At 38.1% G+C, this 15,976-nt stretch carries 17 protein-coding genes and 1 pseudogene; 13 read left to right on the top strand and 5 right to left on the bottom strand.

All coding sequences use genetic code 11. The annotated features are described in order from the left end of the window. Positions 1-31: 31 nt before the first annotated feature. A complete protein-coding gene (locus tag H6G96_RS00520; RefSeq protein ID WP_190909431.1) occupies positions 32-166 on the bottom strand; it encodes a DUF2283 domain-containing protein in 135 nt (44 codons plus the stop codon). Positions 167-661: 495 nt separating this feature from the next. Between H6G96_RS00520 and H6G96_RS00525 the strand changes: the two genes are divergently transcribed. After that, entirely contained in the window at positions 662-4,648 is a 3,987-nt protein-coding gene (locus H6G96_RS00525; protein ID WP_190909432.1) for a magnesium chelatase subunit H, read from the top strand. Between the two features lie 51 nt (positions 4,649-4,699). After that, a complete protein-coding gene (locus tag H6G96_RS00530; RefSeq protein ID WP_190909433.1) occupies positions 4,700-5,011 on the top strand; it encodes a HigA family addiction module antitoxin in 312 nt (103 codons plus the stop codon). Positions 5,012-5,118: 107 nt separating this feature from the next. Here the strand turns inward: H6G96_RS00530 and H6G96_RS00535 are convergent, their stop codons facing one another. Next, entirely contained in the window at positions 5,119-6,918 is a 1,800-nt protein-coding gene (locus H6G96_RS00535; RefSeq protein WP_190909434.1) for a GIY-YIG nuclease family protein, read from the bottom strand. Between the two features lie 576 nt (positions 6,919-7,494). Here H6G96_RS00535 and H6G96_RS00540 point away from each other — a divergent pair. From H6G96_RS00540 to H6G96_RS00575, 9 genes and pseudogenes are all read left to right on the top strand, one after another. Continuing rightward, positions 7,495-7,719 (top strand): addiction module protein, encoded by a 225-nt coding sequence (locus H6G96_RS00540; protein ID WP_190909435.1) that lies wholly within the window; start codon positions 7,495-7,497, stop codon positions 7,717-7,719. Then, the gene (locus tag H6G96_RS00545) at positions 7,716-8,012 is read left to right on the top strand and encodes a type II toxin-antitoxin system RelE/ParE family toxin (protein WP_190909436.1); all 297 of its coding nucleotides are present in this window, start codon (positions 7,716-7,718) and stop codon (positions 8,010-8,012) included. The genes H6G96_RS00540 and H6G96_RS00545 overlap by 4 nt, the downstream gene beginning before the upstream one ends. A 17-nt stretch (positions 8,013-8,029) precedes the next feature. Then, on the top strand, positions 8,030-8,158 hold the full coding sequence (locus H6G96_RS42255) for a hypothetical protein (protein WP_277932887.1): 129 nt from the start codon (positions 8,030-8,032) through the stop codon (positions 8,156-8,158). A 23-nt stretch (positions 8,159-8,181) separates the two neighbouring features. Beyond that, the gene (locus H6G96_RS00550; protein ID WP_242063128.1) at positions 8,182-8,400 is read left to right on the top strand and encodes a hypothetical protein; all 219 of its coding nucleotides are present in this window, start codon (positions 8,182-8,184) and stop codon (positions 8,398-8,400) included. Further along, positions 8,384-8,713 (top strand): type II toxin-antitoxin system PemK/MazF family toxin, encoded by a 330-nt coding sequence (locus tag H6G96_RS00555; protein WP_190909437.1) that lies wholly within the window; start codon positions 8,384-8,386, stop codon positions 8,711-8,713. The genes H6G96_RS00550 and H6G96_RS00555 overlap by 17 nt, the downstream gene beginning before the upstream one ends. 207 nt (positions 8,714-8,920) lie before the next feature. Further along, positions 8,921-9,127 (top strand): type II toxin-antitoxin system HicA family toxin, encoded by a 207-nt coding sequence (locus tag H6G96_RS00560; protein WP_190909438.1) that lies wholly within the window; start codon positions 8,921-8,923, stop codon positions 9,125-9,127. Between the two features lie 53 nt (positions 9,128-9,180). After that, positions 9,181-9,517 (top strand): annotated as a pseudogene (locus tag H6G96_RS00565) (type II toxin-antitoxin system HicB family antitoxin). Between the two features lie 122 nt (positions 9,518-9,639). Next, positions 9,640-10,128 carry a Uma2 family endonuclease gene (locus H6G96_RS00570; protein ID WP_347242164.1) on the top strand — a complete coding sequence of 163 codons (489 nt, stop codon included), beginning with the start codon at positions 9,640-9,642 and terminating at the stop codon, positions 10,126-10,128. 1,412 nt (positions 10,129-11,540) lie between these two features. Continuing rightward, positions 11,541-12,371, top strand: a complete 831-nt coding sequence (locus H6G96_RS00575) for a carbonic anhydrase (protein WP_190909439.1) — start codon at positions 11,541-11,543, stop codon at positions 12,369-12,371. Positions 12,372-12,399: 28 nt separating this feature from the next. Here the strand turns inward: H6G96_RS00575 and H6G96_RS00580 are convergent, their stop codons facing one another. Together H6G96_RS00580 and H6G96_RS00585 are read right to left on the bottom strand one after the other, a co-directional pair. After that, positions 12,400-13,023 carry a TenA family protein gene (locus tag H6G96_RS00580; protein WP_190909440.1) on the bottom strand — a complete coding sequence of 208 codons (624 nt, stop codon included), beginning with the start codon at positions 13,021-13,023 and terminating at the stop codon, positions 12,400-12,402. A 56-nt stretch (positions 13,024-13,079) separates the two neighbouring features. Continuing rightward, positions 13,080-13,850, bottom strand: coding sequence for a pentapeptide repeat-containing protein (locus tag H6G96_RS00585; RefSeq protein WP_190909441.1), 771 nt, complete (start codon positions 13,848-13,850; stop codon positions 13,080-13,082). A 194-nt stretch (positions 13,851-14,044) separates the two neighbouring features. Here H6G96_RS00585 and H6G96_RS00590 point away from each other — a divergent pair, with 194 nt between their 5' ends. Then, entirely contained in the window at positions 14,045-14,311 is a 267-nt protein-coding gene (locus H6G96_RS00590) for a type II toxin-antitoxin system HicA family toxin (protein WP_190727589.1), read from the top strand. After that, complete coding sequence (locus H6G96_RS00595) at positions 14,295-14,507, top strand: type II toxin-antitoxin system HicB family antitoxin (protein WP_190909442.1); 213 nt, start codon at positions 14,295-14,297, stop codon at positions 14,505-14,507. Before H6G96_RS00590 ends, H6G96_RS00595 begins: the two co-directional genes overlap by 17 nt. A gap of 220 nt (positions 14,508-14,727) precedes the next feature. On the opposite strand, the gene H6G96_RS00600 is transcribed toward H6G96_RS00595, so the two are convergent. Beyond that, positions 14,728-15,789 carry an L-histidine N(alpha)-methyltransferase gene (locus H6G96_RS00600; protein WP_190909941.1) on the bottom strand — a complete coding sequence of 354 codons (1,062 nt, stop codon included), beginning with the start codon at positions 15,787-15,789 and terminating at the stop codon, positions 14,728-14,730. Between the last annotated feature and the right edge of the window lie 187 nt (positions 15,790-15,976).

Raw genomic sequence — 15,976 nt, forward strand, 5'->3', positions numbered from 1 at the left:
GATTATCGATTCTTTTGGAAGCATCTAATATTTATAGCCCGATAATATTTCCGTCTTCGTCGTAATCTAAAATTACCCCTGGCTTTTCTTCGTCACTCTCTTCTATGGGTACATCAGTCAATATAATTCTTAATATATCTACTTCTGGGTCATAGGTAATTTTCATATTTCTCTCCAGTATTTTTCAATCTTATTTAGGCAAAAGATAAATACTAATTGCTTTTATAATTATCTAATTTATCTTCCAAAGAATCTAAATCTTGAAATTTAACCCGAAAGAAACTCTGCCCCCCTAACAATTGGTATAAATCAGAACTACATAATTGGAGTCTGTCTATGCTAGCTAAAAAATATTTAGTCAGCATAGGCAAGTTTCGTTTTGTAAGTATAATAAAATCGCTAAATAGCTATTTAACTATTAAAAATAAGTATTACAAAAAATTTACAAATAAGTGAGCGGATACTTTTAAACATAGTCAACAATTACAAAGAAATATTTCGTTTTTTATATCGATTTGTGTCAGATACAAGATAAAATGCCCACTGGGCAAGCGTTTTCTGATAAAAAACACATATTGCCTAAAGATCACAAAGTTACCTATGGCTGATGATGCCGCTAGGAACTTACAGAGAGAACACGCATCAAAGGAGCCGAAGAAGCATGTTCACACACGTCAAGTCCACCATTAGACACATTGCGCCTGATAACTTACGCGGACGTAATTTAATCAAGGTGGTCTATGTCGTGCTTGAGTCCCAGTACCAGAGTGCTTTGTCGCAAGCGGTTCGCACGATTAACGCGAACAATCCCAACTTGGCGATTGAAATCAGTGGGTACTTGATTGAGGAACTCCGCGACCCAGAGAACTATGAGGAGTTCAAACGAGAAATTGAGAGTGCGAATATCTTCATCGCTTCCCTCATTTTCATCGAAGACTTAGCACAGAAAGTAGTAGCAGCAGTAGAACCACACCGCGATCATCTAGACGTTTCCGTTGTCTTTCCCTCGATGCCAGAGGTAATGCGCCTGAGTAAAATGGGCAGCTTTTCTCTAGCACAGTTGGGTCAGTCAAAAAGTGCGATCGCTCAATTCATGCGGAAACGCAAAGAAAAATCCGGTGCAGGATTCCAAGATGGAATGCTGAAGCTTTTGCGAACCCTGCCGCAAGTGCTGAAGTTTTTACCAATGGACAAGGCACAGGATGCCCGAAATTTCATGCTCAGTTTTCAGTATTGGCTAGGTGGTTCTCCAGAAAACCTGGAAAACTTCTTGCTGATGCTAGCTGATAAATACGTATTTAAAGGTTTAGAGAAACAAAATTTTGCACCTTCAACATATCAACAGCCAGTGGTTTATCCCGATTTAGGGATTTGGCATCCTTTGGCTCCCAGTATGTTTGAAGATGTTAGAGAGTACCTCAATTGGTACACAGCTCGTAAGGATATTTCTAACGATCTCAAAGATCCCTTAGCTCCTTGTGTCGGGTTAGTATTGCAACGTACTCACCTAGTTACAGGGGATGATGCCCATTATGTAGCAATGGTGCAAGAGTTGGAAGCACTAGGCGCACGGGTACTACCAGTTTTTGCTGGTGGTTTGGATTTCTCCAAGCCTGTGGATGCTTACTTTTATGAACCAAATACCAACACACAGTTGGTAGATGCAGTGATATCACTGACTGGTTTTGCTTTAGTGGGTGGCCCAGCCAGACAAGACCATCCCAAGGCAATTGAGGCACTCAAACGCTTAAACCGTCCTTACATGGTGGCATTACCCTTAGTATTCCAAACCACAGAAGAGTGGATGGATAGCGATTTAGGGTTACATCCAATTCAAGTAGCTTTGCAAATTGCGATTCCTGAATTGGATGGTGCAATTGAGCCGATAATTTTATCAGGTAGAGATGGGACTACAGGGAAAGCGATCGCACTGCGCGATCGGGTTGAAGCAGTAGCCGAACGCGCTTTAAAATGGGCTAACCTCCGCCGCAAGCCGAAGCTGGATAAGAAAGTCGCTATCACCGTTTTCAGCTTCCCGCCAGATAAAGGCAACGTCGGAACCGCCGCTTACTTGGATGTATTCGGCTCAATTTACGAGGTGATGAAAGCTCTCAAAAATAACGGCTACGACTTACCAGAATTGCCAGAATCAGCCGAAGCGTTGATGCAAGAAGTCATCCACGATGCTCAAGCACAGTACAACAGTCCAGAACTGAACGTTGCTTACAAAATGTCGGTTCCTGAGTATGAGGCGCTAACCCCCTACTCTCAACGCCTAGAGGAAAACTGGGGCCCACCTCCCGGACATCTCAACAGCGATGGGCAAAACCTGCTAATTTATGGTAAGCAATTCGGTAACGTCTTCATCGGTGTACAACCTACATTTGGTTACGAAGGCGACCCGATGCGGCTGTTATTCTCCCGTTCAGCTAGTCCTCACCACGGTTTTGCTGCTTACTACACTTACCTAGAGCAAGTTTGGAAAGCTGATGCTGTACTGCACTTTGGTACACACGGTTCCTTGGAATTCATGCCAGGTAAACAAATGGGGATGTCTGGTGATTGTTATCCAGATAACTTGATTGGCTCAATTCCCAACTTGTACTACTACGCAGCCAATAATCCGAGTGAGGCGACAATTGCCAAACGCCGGAGTTATGCCGAAACAATTTCTTACTTGACACCACCGGCAGAAAATGCTGGTTTGTATAAAGGTTTGAAGGAACTCAGCGAATTAATTGCTTCCTATCAAACCTTAAAAGATAGTGGACGCGGTGTTTCCATTGTCAACAGCATCATGGATAAATGCCGGATCGTGAATCTGGATAAGGATATTAACCTGCCAGAAACCGATGCCAGAGACATGAGTACCGATGAGCGGGATAATATTGTTGGCAACGTCTACCGCAAGTTGATGGAAATCGAGTCTCGGTTGTTGCCTTGTGGTTTGCATGTCATTGGTAAACCACCAAGTGCAGAAGAAGCGATCGCAACTCTCGTCAACATTGCTAGTCTAGATCGTCAAGAAGAAGGACTTCAAGGCTTACCGGGAATTATCGCCAATAGCATAGGGCGTAATATTGACGATATTTATCAAAATAATGACCGGGGCATTTTACAAGATGTCCAATTACTGCAAGACATCACCTTAGCAACTCGTGCAGCAGTAACCGCCCTTGTTCAAGAGCAAACCGACGCAGAAGGGCGAGTTTCTCTAGTTTCCCGGTTGAATTTCTTCAACATGGGTAAAAAAGAACCTTGGGTGGAATCATTGCATAAAGCAGGTTATCCCAAAGTCGATACCGCAGCCTTAAAACCCCTATTTGAGTATTTGGAATTCTGCCTCCAGCAAGTTTGTGCCGACAACGAACTCGGAGCATTACTCAAAGGTTTAGAAGGTGAGTACGTTCTACCTGGCCCTGGTGGCGATCCCATCCGCAACCCCGATGTATTGCCCACAGGTAAGAATATCCATGCACTCGATCCGCAATCCATCCCAACAACAGCAGCAGTCCAATCAGCCAAAATCGTTGTAGACAGGCTTTTGGCACGTAACAAAGCTGAAAACGATGGAAAATGGCCAGAAACCATCGCCTGCGTCCTTTGGGGAACCGATAACATCAAAACTTACGGCGAATCCCTAGCGCAAATTATGTGGATGGTGGGTGTGCGTCCAGTTCCCGATGCCTTGGGAAGGGTGAACAAGTTGGAATTGATATCTTTAGAAGAGTTGGGACGACCCAGAATTGATGTAGTAATCAACTGTTCTGGTGTATTCCGCGACTTGTTCATCAACCAAATGAACCTGCTAGACCAAGGGGTGAAGATGGCAGCTGAGGCGGATGAACCCTTAGAAATGAACTTTGTTCGCAAACACGCTTTGCAACAAGCCGAAGATATGGGAATTAATCTGCGTCAAGCAGCGACGCGCGTTTTCTCCAACGCTTCTGGTTCCTATTCGTCAAATATCAACTTGGCGGTAGAAAACAGCACTTGGGATAGTGAAGCCGAGTTGCAGGAAATGTATCTCAACCGGAAATCCTTCTCCTTCAATTCTGATAACCCCGGAATCATGGACGAATCGCGGCAGATTTTTGAAAGTACATTGAAAACTGCTGATGCAACTTTCCAAAATTTGGATTCTTCCGAGATTAGCTTAACGGACGTTTCCCACTACTTTGATTCAGATCCTACTAAGCTGGTGGCAAGTCTGCGGGGTGATGGTAAAAAACCAGCATCTTATATTGCAGATACAACCACAGCTAACGCCCAAGTGCGGACATTATCAGAAACCGTGCGGTTGGATGCGCGTACCAAATTGTTAAATCCCAAATGGTACGAGGGGATGCTGTCTCACGGTTACGAAGGTGTGCGCGAACTCTCCAAGCGGTTGGTGAATACAACAGGTTGGAGTGCGACAGCCGGCGCTGTGGACAACTGGATTTATGAGGATACTAACGAAACCTTCATCAAAGATGAAGAAATGCAGAAACGGTTGCTGAACCTTAATCCCCATTCTTTCCGCAAGATTGTATCAACTTTGTTGGAAGTGAATGGACGCGGTTATTGGGAGACTAGCGAGGATAATTTAGATCGTCTGCGCGAGTTGTACCAAGAAGTTGAAGACCGAATTGAAGGGATAGACTAGGATTACATGGGCAGGCTTTATGCCTGCCTTAACAATGAGATAAAGTGAATTATGGATAATTGGCAAGATATTACTGATAATAGATTAGTAAGACCAATACATCCTGGTGAAGTAATTGCAGATATTTTAGATGATTTAGATATTAATACCGCAACTTTTGCAGTAATTTTAGGAGTATCTAATCAAACAATTCAGGAAGTTATTAATGGTCAAAGGTCAATTACAGTAGATATAGCAATACGTCTCGGGAAAGCTTTAGGAAATGGCCCAAGACTTTGGCTTAATCTTCAGCAAAAAGTTGATCTTTGGGATGCTTTGCAAAGCCATAAAGAAGAATATGAGCAAGTTATGACATTAGTTTAGAAGAAATTGTGAATAATTATAATTATTTTTTTAATCATTTAAATTTACAAGAAACAATTTTTATGTAAATGAATTGATTCTTAAATAGCGAAAAAATAGTAATAATACTATACACTCATACTACCAAAGTCTGTCCAGTCTGTTATATCTGATTCTGCAAGAGATTTGTCTGATGTATTGGAATCTGGTGATAAAGGTGCTTCTAAAGTAAATTTTGATTTATTTAGGTTTCTGATTAATCTTCTTTTATTGCCTAAATCTGATGTAGTTAGGCTTTGCTTATGCTGCTCACATTCATAGTCTTCATAAATATCAATCCATTCTTGCGGAAAAAGTAAAGTACGCCAATTAATATTAGCAGATGTAGACAATCTTCTTTCTATATTTGCAATATGATAAGATCGCTCATCTTGATGTCTTCCTATAATATATTTTCTCCAAATTTTTAACCTTTCATTGTGAGGATAATGACAGTAATACTTTTGTATATTATTTATCTGATAAAAGGCAGATAAAATAAGTTGTGTATTGAATGTTCTTCCATTCCAACCATGATCTAATAGATATAGATATATATTAGGAATTTGATAATCTACATTTTTTAAAGCTCTTTGTGCTTCTTCCTTAGTTTCGTATGCTTCTAGATATAAAATTGATTTATCAGATGTATTATTATTTTTACAATCCATAATTATTATAGGTGTTGTAATAACTCCAGATATAACTTTTTGATTTTTATTATTTAATTCAACAGAATACTGAACTAAATACTTTACTTCGTTTTTTCTGAGTTTATTGACTGTGCTGGGATGAGATGTTATTTCAGAGTTGTCAGATTTCTTTCGAATTGAACGATTTATAATTTGCTCATTTATTTGAACCGGATCAAATATTTCAGCTAACACATCATAATTAATATTATTTCCTATTTCATCCCAGAAGTGTAAATATTTAAATGTATTGCTTAAAAAATCTTTAAGCGTTATTTTTGTACCAGTCCAACCTAAATTAAGGAGATGACGATAAGCAAAATCCATTCTTGCTACTGTTCCTGCACATTCGACTTCTAGAAATGTTTGTCTACCACGCAAACAATCATTATTTGTCAATAACCCTCCTCCTGATTTATTCCATGCTTGTTCTTCTACTTTTTCAGCATCTTCTCTAGTTTTGAATGGTAAAGTATATAAAATCCACATCTGTCCTTTTACTGCTTCTTCACGGGTTGACTTGACTTCACCACGATAATGTTGTTGCATTCTTTGGGTTAAATTTGATGTCATTCCCCAATAAATTGCATCTAATTTTTCTAAATATAAACAGTATATAAAATCAACCGTGCTTACTCTCTTAATTAGTTGTAACTGCTTAAAATATTCACTAAAATCAATGGGAGGTTTAACTTTTCTATTTCTAGATAAGGGAGAATAAGCATCTAGGGAATTTAAGTCAATATCATCGATGATATCTTCACTAATATTTGTAGTAATATTAGTCTTCTGCTCAGGCTGAGAAGTTTCTACTATGCTAGTTTGTTGATTTAATAAAAGACGTAAACTTTTAGCTTCCTCTGTACCTTTGTCTGTATTAGTTACTACTTCAAAAGTAACGCGCATTCCTTCTGGTAAAGAAACAGGGTGAAAATTATTTGTTGCTAACATGTATTCCCACTCTATAGCTTTTGGATCTTTGCTAATACTCCATTCAAACAGATTAGCTTTTAATTTCTCAGATTCAATAATACTTTCTTCTACCCCTAATCTTTCAGCTAGTTCAGCAACTGTATAACAAACGTTATCTTTCTGGGTATAAATTTCCTTACTGTTTTCACGCTTGATAAAACCAAAATTAATTTTCTGATTTTTTCGGTTCTTGCCAAAAAACTTAATTACACCTGTTTCTCTCATAAAATATATTATTCAAAAGTCATTATCTATAATTATTTATTGTCACTATTGTATTTTGCACAATCTAATAATATATTTGTTAACCGTATAATTACGCAAAAACATAAAAATCTGTTATTAAACTGCCTAGAATGGGTTCTTGTTTGGGAGTGTGGAGTGTAATTGTTCTTGGGGAGATTTTGGGAATGTAATCGCTCATTCTTGGACAACAGTGATCGCTCTGTTTTTGAAGTTTTCTACAAAGCGATCGCGCACCCTTCCACAATAGGCGCTCACTTTATATTTGAGGTTTTCTGCAAGGCGCTCGTACACTCTTACACAACAGCGATAGTGATCGTTTTATTTTGAGGTTTTCTATAAAGCGATCGCTTACGAAGTTCTTAGGCGTAACCCTTCGTAGACATCACTTTAATCTTTTACAAAAGACGATCTAGCTCACAGATTTGTTGTGAAGCTTCGAGACTGTCAGATTGTCAATTGCAGCGTTCAATTTGATGGATAAAATCTTCTCCTTTATATTTGAGATATATCATTTGAGATATATCAGTCGCTTACTTTTCCTCCAAATTAATCAACATGGATATCACAGCTACTTTGAACGAGATTGCAACTCTGAGTCTTGAAGATAGAATCCTTATTGTGCAGGCAATTTGGGATAGTATTGCAGCAGAGCAAGTTTACCCTAATTTAACCGATGTACAGAAGCAAGAGCTTGATCGTCGAACTGCTGACTATAATTCAAATCCAGATAATGTGCTGACTTGGGAGGAAATCAAAGCATCGATTAAGAGGCAGCAATGAATTATGTCCTGGTATTTCGCCCAGAGGTTCGAGAAGAACTCAATGATGCACACAGTTGGTACGAGAGCCAGAAACCCGGTCTGGGTGACGAGTTTTTAGACTGTGTAGACGAAACGGTGAATCAAATTTCTCAGATGCCAGAATCCTATGTAATTGTCTACGGTGATATTCGACGAGCAGTAGTGCGACGATTTCCCTATGCTGTGTACTATCGGATTATTTCTAGTCGAGTAATAGTGACGGCAATTTTTCATGGTCGCAGAGATCCAAAATCGTGGCAGACGCGAACCTAACACTATAATTACGGGCGATGTCTAGCGATAAGCAGTTACGCGTCTACGCTTTGTTTTTGAGGTTTTCTGTAATGCGATCGCACACTCTTGCACAACAGGTGATCGCATTATTTTTGAGGTTTTCTGTCAGGCGATCGCTCTTTTAGGCATACAAGCGTAAAATCAAAACATGATTGTTCAAAAAACAGATATGCTAAAAACACTTTGGGCTACTGTTCGGGAAGGGAAAATCGAATTGCTGGAGTCAGAGGAATTACCGGAAGGGACAAGAGTGCTAGTGACGCTGCTTCCTGATGATGAAACTGAATTTTGGCTTCAAAGCAGTCAAACATCACTTTCATCAGTTTGGGATAACACTGAGGATGATGTCTATGCCCAACTACTCTAAAAATGACATCATTTTGGTTCAGTATCCCTTTTCAGATTTGTCCAGTTCAAAAGTTAGACCTGCTGTTGTTGTAAGTGCGCCGCATATTTCTCAAGACATCCTAATTACACCCTTGACAAGCAAAACTGGAGCATTGCTAGAAGGTGAGTTTGTCTTGTCTGAATGGGCAGCAGCAGGGCTAAACGTGGCTACAGCAGTCAAGAGAGGTTTATACACAGTGCATAAAAGCTTAGTTGTCAAAGTGATTGGCAAGTTAGCTGATGCTGATGCTGAACTTTTAGAGCAATCTTTGCGGTATTGGTTGGGGTTGTGATACGAGCCTATGGCAGCCTCGCAAAATTGAGAATTGAATGTTTATAAATAGCGATCGCACTCACTCTTCCACAACAGGCGATCGCTTAAAATGCCATCGTAGAAACAGCGATCGCTTCTATATTTTCAATGAGATCATATTATGATATCGCTTACTTGATCGCTATACTCAACTTAACTGTAGGATGGCTGTAATTGTATTGATTAAATGGATATCAATAACATACAACGTCAGATTTTAGAGTTAATTTTTATAAATTTTGTACCATCTAATATTCTTTGGAAAGATATTGAAAGTTTATTTATAGCTCTCGGTGCTGATATTACCCAAGGTAGAGGTTCGCGGGTTCGTGTGAAATTAAATGATGTAAAAGCTGTTTTTCACGAACCACATCCTCAAAATGAGACAGATTAAGGAGCAGTCAAATCTGTTAGAGAACTTTTAATTAAGGCAGGAATTGAAATATGATGAATTATAAGGGATACACAGCTAGTATAGAAGTAGATGTAGAAGCGGGAATACTTTTTGGTCAAGTCCTAGATATTAATGACGTGATTACCTTTAAAGCAAAAACTGTAGACGAAGCGCGTCAAGAATTTCAAACTTCTGTTGATGATTATCTTGCTTTCTGTGAAGAACTAGAAGAGGAACCTGATAAACCATTCTCTGATAAACTTCCATTCCGCACAACACCTGAACACCACCGCAAAATATTTATTGCTGCTAAAGAAGGCTGGCAAAAGCATAAATGCTTGGATGGATGAAATCTTAACTGGTGCTGCGGATAAAGTAATCAACACTTAGAGCCAATCATTCTAAATGTTTTTTTCGCTAAAGTGCATTCGCCTTTGGCATTTTTATGAAAATATTCAAGTTTAAATTTTTCTATAGATGCGTTAACTATCAACTTTGCTCCTGTTCTTCAAATAACAGATGAGCAATTCTTCCAGTTATGTCAGATAAATGAATTAATCAGATTTGAGCGTAATGCTGATGGCACATTGCTATTAATGCGTTTAGTCGGTGCTTTAACCAGCAACCGCAATGCTAATTTAACTGCTCAACTTGGAGTATGGAATCGTGATGAGTCACTAGGTATAACTTTTGGTTCTTCGGTTGGGTTTATTTTACCAAATGGGGCAGTTCCTTCTCCCGATGCATCTTGGTTAAGACGTGACAAATGGGATTGTCTCACACAGGAGCAAAAAGAGAGATTTTTGCCTGTATGTCCTGATTTTGTCGTGGAATTGCGTTCTGATACTGATTGTTTAAAAAGACTACAAAATAAAATGCAAGAGTATCGAGACAACGGTACTAGATTAGGTTGGTTAATTGATTTAGAAACTCAGCAAGTAGAAATTTATCGCTCTGGTAGAGATGATGAAGTGCTGCAATCTCCTGCTAGTTTATCATGAGAAAATATACTGCCTGGATTTGTGCTTAATTTTGAAGATATCTGGTGAATTGGTTAAAATGCGAAGTGCAATAATAACACATATTAATTAAATATTTATTTTAACAAACTAATTTCGAGGTGACAGTTTATTGTTTATTAATAATAATGTACAAACTATTGCACCAAGCATATAAACCATAGATGTGTCAGCATCCTTTAAAATTAGAAGATAAAACATAGATAATACTACAAAAAAAAGTGTCGGTATTTTAAACATAAAACCTAATAATTTTAACCATAATTTACTACTAAAACAAACGCATTAAAAGTATAGCTCCCGCTTTTTGTCGTTGCTTATGACAGAAAAGTATTGATGTTACAAGTAACATTTGATACTTGAGTGTAGAAAAATTTTTAGATCACCCTTTTTAATATATTTCTTAGGTGATTGCTTACCTGATTCCGACTATGACAGTTTTTTTACTGGTACTAACTAATCTAGACAAATGTCCTTTTACCAAGTACTTTTATCAAAAAAAACTGTTTCACAAACCTGAGTCAATTTTATTAACCAAGATTTTTCACTATTCTCACCTTTTTGGGTCGTCTGCCTCTTGTTTTAATCAGTATTAATCTCTTGTCAAGTTGTAAAGGTAGTGAATAATAGTAAAATAAACTTTTGGTCATTATCAGAAATATTAATCAGTAAATCTCAAACTTTTGGAAATCAACGTAAAAATTAGGGTTTTAGCCCTCGTGAACATGAGGTAAACACCATCGATTTTAGAGCGAGTTAGGTCTGAATTGCGGGCTGAAAGGCTGGAAATACCCTAGATGGCTGAGATTTTAAGACAAAACCCAAGCTTTAAGTACTTGTTCGCGTGCTGGAATAATGAGCCGACGAAAGCAGATAGTCATTAAAAAGCTGTTGGCAAAATTTCCGCAGTAGGGGATTGCTTGTGCAGATAAAAAATGAGAAATTAGATGAGTGGAAGGATAAAATACCAAAATTATTACCAATTGCAGATTGATTAATATTAAAACTGCCGCTATAGAGGGTAGTTTTGCAAGACAGCTTAAACAATGCAATAACAAATTTCACTCTTTGACTAAGCCAATGGTATAATGGCAAAAGACGATAATTGAGTCAATCTATTTATAGATATTATTTCTCATTTCATAAATAAAATTTAGTGAATTGTATCTAACAACTTGAAGTTTGGTTTGGCAGGGTTTTGTCAAGTTTTCAATCTTGGTTTTCTTTGGCAGCAAGTACTTAATTACTTAAAGGAGTCATCTACGTTGCTGCGATTTACTTTTGTTATAAGCAATATTTGATGGTATAAAATAAACCAACTGTTGCTTTTGTTGGTATATGCTTATTTAATTGTCCAATTAAATCTTTCGTACGTAAATCAATTAGGTACTTTTATGAAAAAATTGATTAAAGGTTTGCGCGAATTCCAAAGTAGTTATTTTTCTGCCAATGAAGAACTGTTTGAACAACTTTCTCATGGTCAAAAGCCCAGAGTACTATTTATTACTTGTTCAGATTCGCGTATTGACCCAAACCTGATTACGCAAGCCGGATTAGGTGAATTGTTTGTTATCCGCAATGCAGGCAACATTATTCCACCATTTGGTGCGACTAATGGTGGTGAAGGGGCAACAATTGAATATGCTATTCAAGCATTAGATATTCAACAAATTATTGTCTGTGGTCACTCGCATTGTGGTGCGATGAAAGGGTTAATGAAGTTAGACAGCTTGCGGGTAGAAATGCCACTTGTACATGACTGGCTCAAGTATACAGAGGCAACCCGACGACTGGTGAAAGATAATTATAGCCACTATGAAGGGGAAGAACTGTTAGAAATAATTACTGCTGAGAATGTACTCACACAAATCGAAAATTTACGGACTTATCCGGTGATTCGTTCTAAGCTTCACCAAGGAAAACTCAGTATTTATGCTTGGATTTATCAAATTGAGACAGGAGAAATTTTGTCATACGAACCACAAAAACACGCCTATGTCTTGCTCCAAAATCAGCTTTCCCCATCAAAGATAGATGAGACATTAATCAGCCCACCTTTAACTAGCAATGTGGAAATACATTTCACTAAAACTCAACAACAGGCGTCTCAATCGTCCGAGGAACTCCCTATTTCCGCACGTGAATGGTTTCCAATGACAGTGCTTTCTCCCGAACAAATGGAGCGAATTTATCGAGGCTCGGCAACAAAGAATTTACCTCAATAATAAAATTCTATTAATCCAAATAGGCAAACTACTCCAAAATCCACGCAGCCTGAAAAAAGTCGCGTTCGCAAAACATAGCATAACGGTAGGTTGAATGCACAACAGAATTGCTAATGGCATAATTGTTAACTAAACTTTCTAATTGTTGTGTTAGTGGTTGAAAGTCTGCGCTACTGTAAGTACGAATCCAGTCTGCATATTGATGATTAGGAATGCCGTTACAGGCTAACTTTTCTCCCAAAAAGTAATACAAACGCATACAGGGAGACATCGCCGCAGCAGTTAAACCCACATCTCCACCCCAAGCAGTTGCTAACAAAAAGTCAGTATAGCGGCGAGTAGCAGTTCCTGGTTCTACAGAATGCAAATTTATTCCCCACTGGGAAGCATAGCCATTATGCAATCGCAGTTCTTCTAAAACTCCACTAGCTAAGTTATGAAATGTGGTGAAACCTAACCAGTCTGGTGCTTTAGCTGCGGCAATACTATACGCACGGGCAAAAGCTTCTAAGAAAAAAGCATCTTGCCCTACGTAGTAAGCAAATTTAACCTGCTCAAGAGTACCATCGGCAATGCTTTGAACAAAAGGATGCTCTAGGCAAGCTTGGGCTAGGTCTTGATTTGCTGCCCATAACTCGTTAGATAAAGTCATTTGTTATTTGTCACTTGTCATCTGTTATTATCCCCCTGTTATTTCAACTTTCCTCCTCAAAAAGGCAAGAACTGGAGCAAAACTGAGCCTAAACTTCCTAAAAAGTCAACGAAACTGGGCTTACCAGCACTTACTTTTTCATTGACGGGTGTTTGCAGTTCTTGAATAAAAGCTTGGGCTGTTAGCGTTCCAGGGCCGTTGTTTTGGGATGTAAACATTTTTTCCGCAATTTGGGCATCTTGGAATGCACCTTGTCTATCTAATATTTGGTAACGGGCAACACCACGAGCTAAATAAGCACCCGCATATTCTGGTTTAATAGCGATCGCTTGATTAAAATAACTGATTGCTTGCTGTTGGTTGCCTTTTTGTGCTTCTGCTACACCCAAAGCATAAAATTCTTCTGGTGAAGCAATTTGTGATGGTATACCAACTGCACCTTGGAAGTTAGTCCCATTTAAGTAAGCAGCAGTCAGTTCTGCATTTGCTAGATAAGTATTTCTCAAATCAGCACCTGCCAAATTTGCCCCACTAAATTTAGCTTCGCTCAGGTTAACACCAAATAAACTAGCGCCACTCAAGTTTGCACCGCGCAAATCTGCGCCACTCAAGTTTGCCCGGCTGAGGTTAGCACCTGCAAGATTAGCACCGCTCAAATTGGCTCCAGATAAGTCAGCCATCACTAAACCTGCATTTGTCAAATCGCAGTTTTGACATTGTTTAGTTGCCAATAGCTGTCTAATATGTTCAGAATTTGCTGCCTGTACGGTTGTTGTCAAACTAATTGTGGTTAAAAAGGCAGCGATCGCTATAATTTGGTTCTTCATATCCATGTAATATTTATTACTCAATATTCTACGTTAACTGAGACTGATTTATACCTCAGCCTATGATATGAGCAATCTGAACAATTTGACCTCTGTAGTTACCTATATGACTTGTAAATTTGAGTAAACACCCACGTATACCCTGATTTTAAATAAATATGAGACTATAGAAGTATTAAGACAGCCATAAAAACGTGAGTCAGCAAGACAAACTCTTAGAAAAGATCCTCTCTGGGACTTCTGATACAGACATCCCTTTCGCCCAACTGTGGCAACTCTTATATACACTAGGCTTTGAGGAACGGATTCGTGGCGATCATCGAATTTTTGTCAAAGCCGATATTGAGGAAATATTGAATCTGCAACATAAGAGAGGAAAAGCCAAAAGCTATCAAATTAAACAAATTCGTGCAGTAATTCTCAAGTATAAGCTAGGAAGTAAAAATGATGTTTCGGTATGAAGTTATTCTCTACTGGAGTGAGTTAGATCAAGCCTTTATTGCTGAAGTACCAGAATTACCAGGCTGTGCTGCTGACGGTGATTCTTATCAAGAAGCATTGCATAATGTAGAATTAGTTATGCAGGAATGGAGCGAAGCAGCTAAGGATTTAGGGCGTCCAGTTCCTCAGCCTAGACCGCGTTTGATGTACATTTAATTAATACACAAACTAAGTCAACTGCTTTTTGAACATCATCAGAGAAAAGTCTTGATTTCTCGTTTTCTATGATGGCTTTTTTCCCTACTTCCATTCCTTCTCCCGAAAGTTCGCAAGGCTTTCAAACCCGATTTTAGTTTTTTTCTATTTGGATGAAAACACCCCCGCCAATTTCTTTGAAAAGTTGAGGTGTTGGACGGCACAAAATTTCATTAAAAGGTTAGTTACTAGCAACCTTACAAATTACCATAATATGTGATTTATATTTGTCAGTATTATAGTGAAGAAGTTGCAATCCAGAACGTTCTAGTTCTTGCAAAAGTTTAGGCATTTCATATTTATGATGCCGCCAAATAGTAATTTCTTCACCTTCAGATATTTCAATCCTCTTATCTATCCCCATTCTACTGAAATCTATAGTGTAATTATGATGGAGTTTCATATTAGCAACTACACTATCTGTTTTTAAATCATACTTTCTCACCAATTCACAATCTTCAGATTTAATCCCAATCTTGCTTTTAACCCATCCATATATTTCTTCTACATGATACTTGCAGCCACCTCTCACGTTTCCATTCCATGTAGAGTTAGAGCCAATTTCATTAGTAAACACCAAAAAATCATTTTTTTCCATGCTATCTCTAAAGTTTTTTAGTACCTCATCTCTGTTTTGATGGTTTCCGATGGTAACGCCTAAGTGGAAAAATATTTTTGCTGTGTCATCAATTTCAAGGCTAGCTTTATTCTGGAATAAATTTTTGGGTACACAACTATTTTCTATATCAATTGTGGAACTGATAAATTCGACAAGAGGAAACCATTTAGTAAAATTATTTTTGGATACATTAAGTAATTCCTTACTAATATCTAAAGCAATGTATTTATTAACCTTTCCCAACTTATTAAGTCTTTGAATAAAATTTTTAACTGGATATGAATTTCCTGCACCAACGTCTACAATACTTACTTTTTCACCAGTTTTAATATTGTCGTTCAAATATTTAAAATTGTCTTTTAAAAGGTCAATTTCTACATTCGATGTTCGATACCACGTAGGAATAACATATTTTAGATAAAAATCGTTCCATATTTTTGCGCCTCTACCTTTATAAGAATACTTTAGAGGGATTTCTCGCCTGACTTCCAATGCATAAATTATTCCTAAAACTTCTTCTTCAGAAAAAATAGAGTAGAACTCAGAACTTGGCTTTGCTGTGCGACTGATAGCAGTTGACATATCCGAGGGAAGTTGGGAATTGTTATGAAAATTTTGAGCCATTATTCTTGTTCTTTGGTTTTCTTCGATATTTAAGATTAGCCACAATGCTTGCCAAAGAGGTATTTTCCCATATCGTTGTCCCAAAATTTAGAATTATCACCATGAACAGATCCCACATTCCCTACTGACCAATTGGTTTTTTACAATCAAAATACGAGATAATTTTCCAAAGATACAGGGGTAAATT

The organism is Nostoc sp. FACHB-892 (assembly GCF_014698795.1).
Classification (GTDB): Bacteria; Cyanobacteriota; Cyanobacteriia; order Cyanobacteriales; family Nostocaceae; genus Nostoc.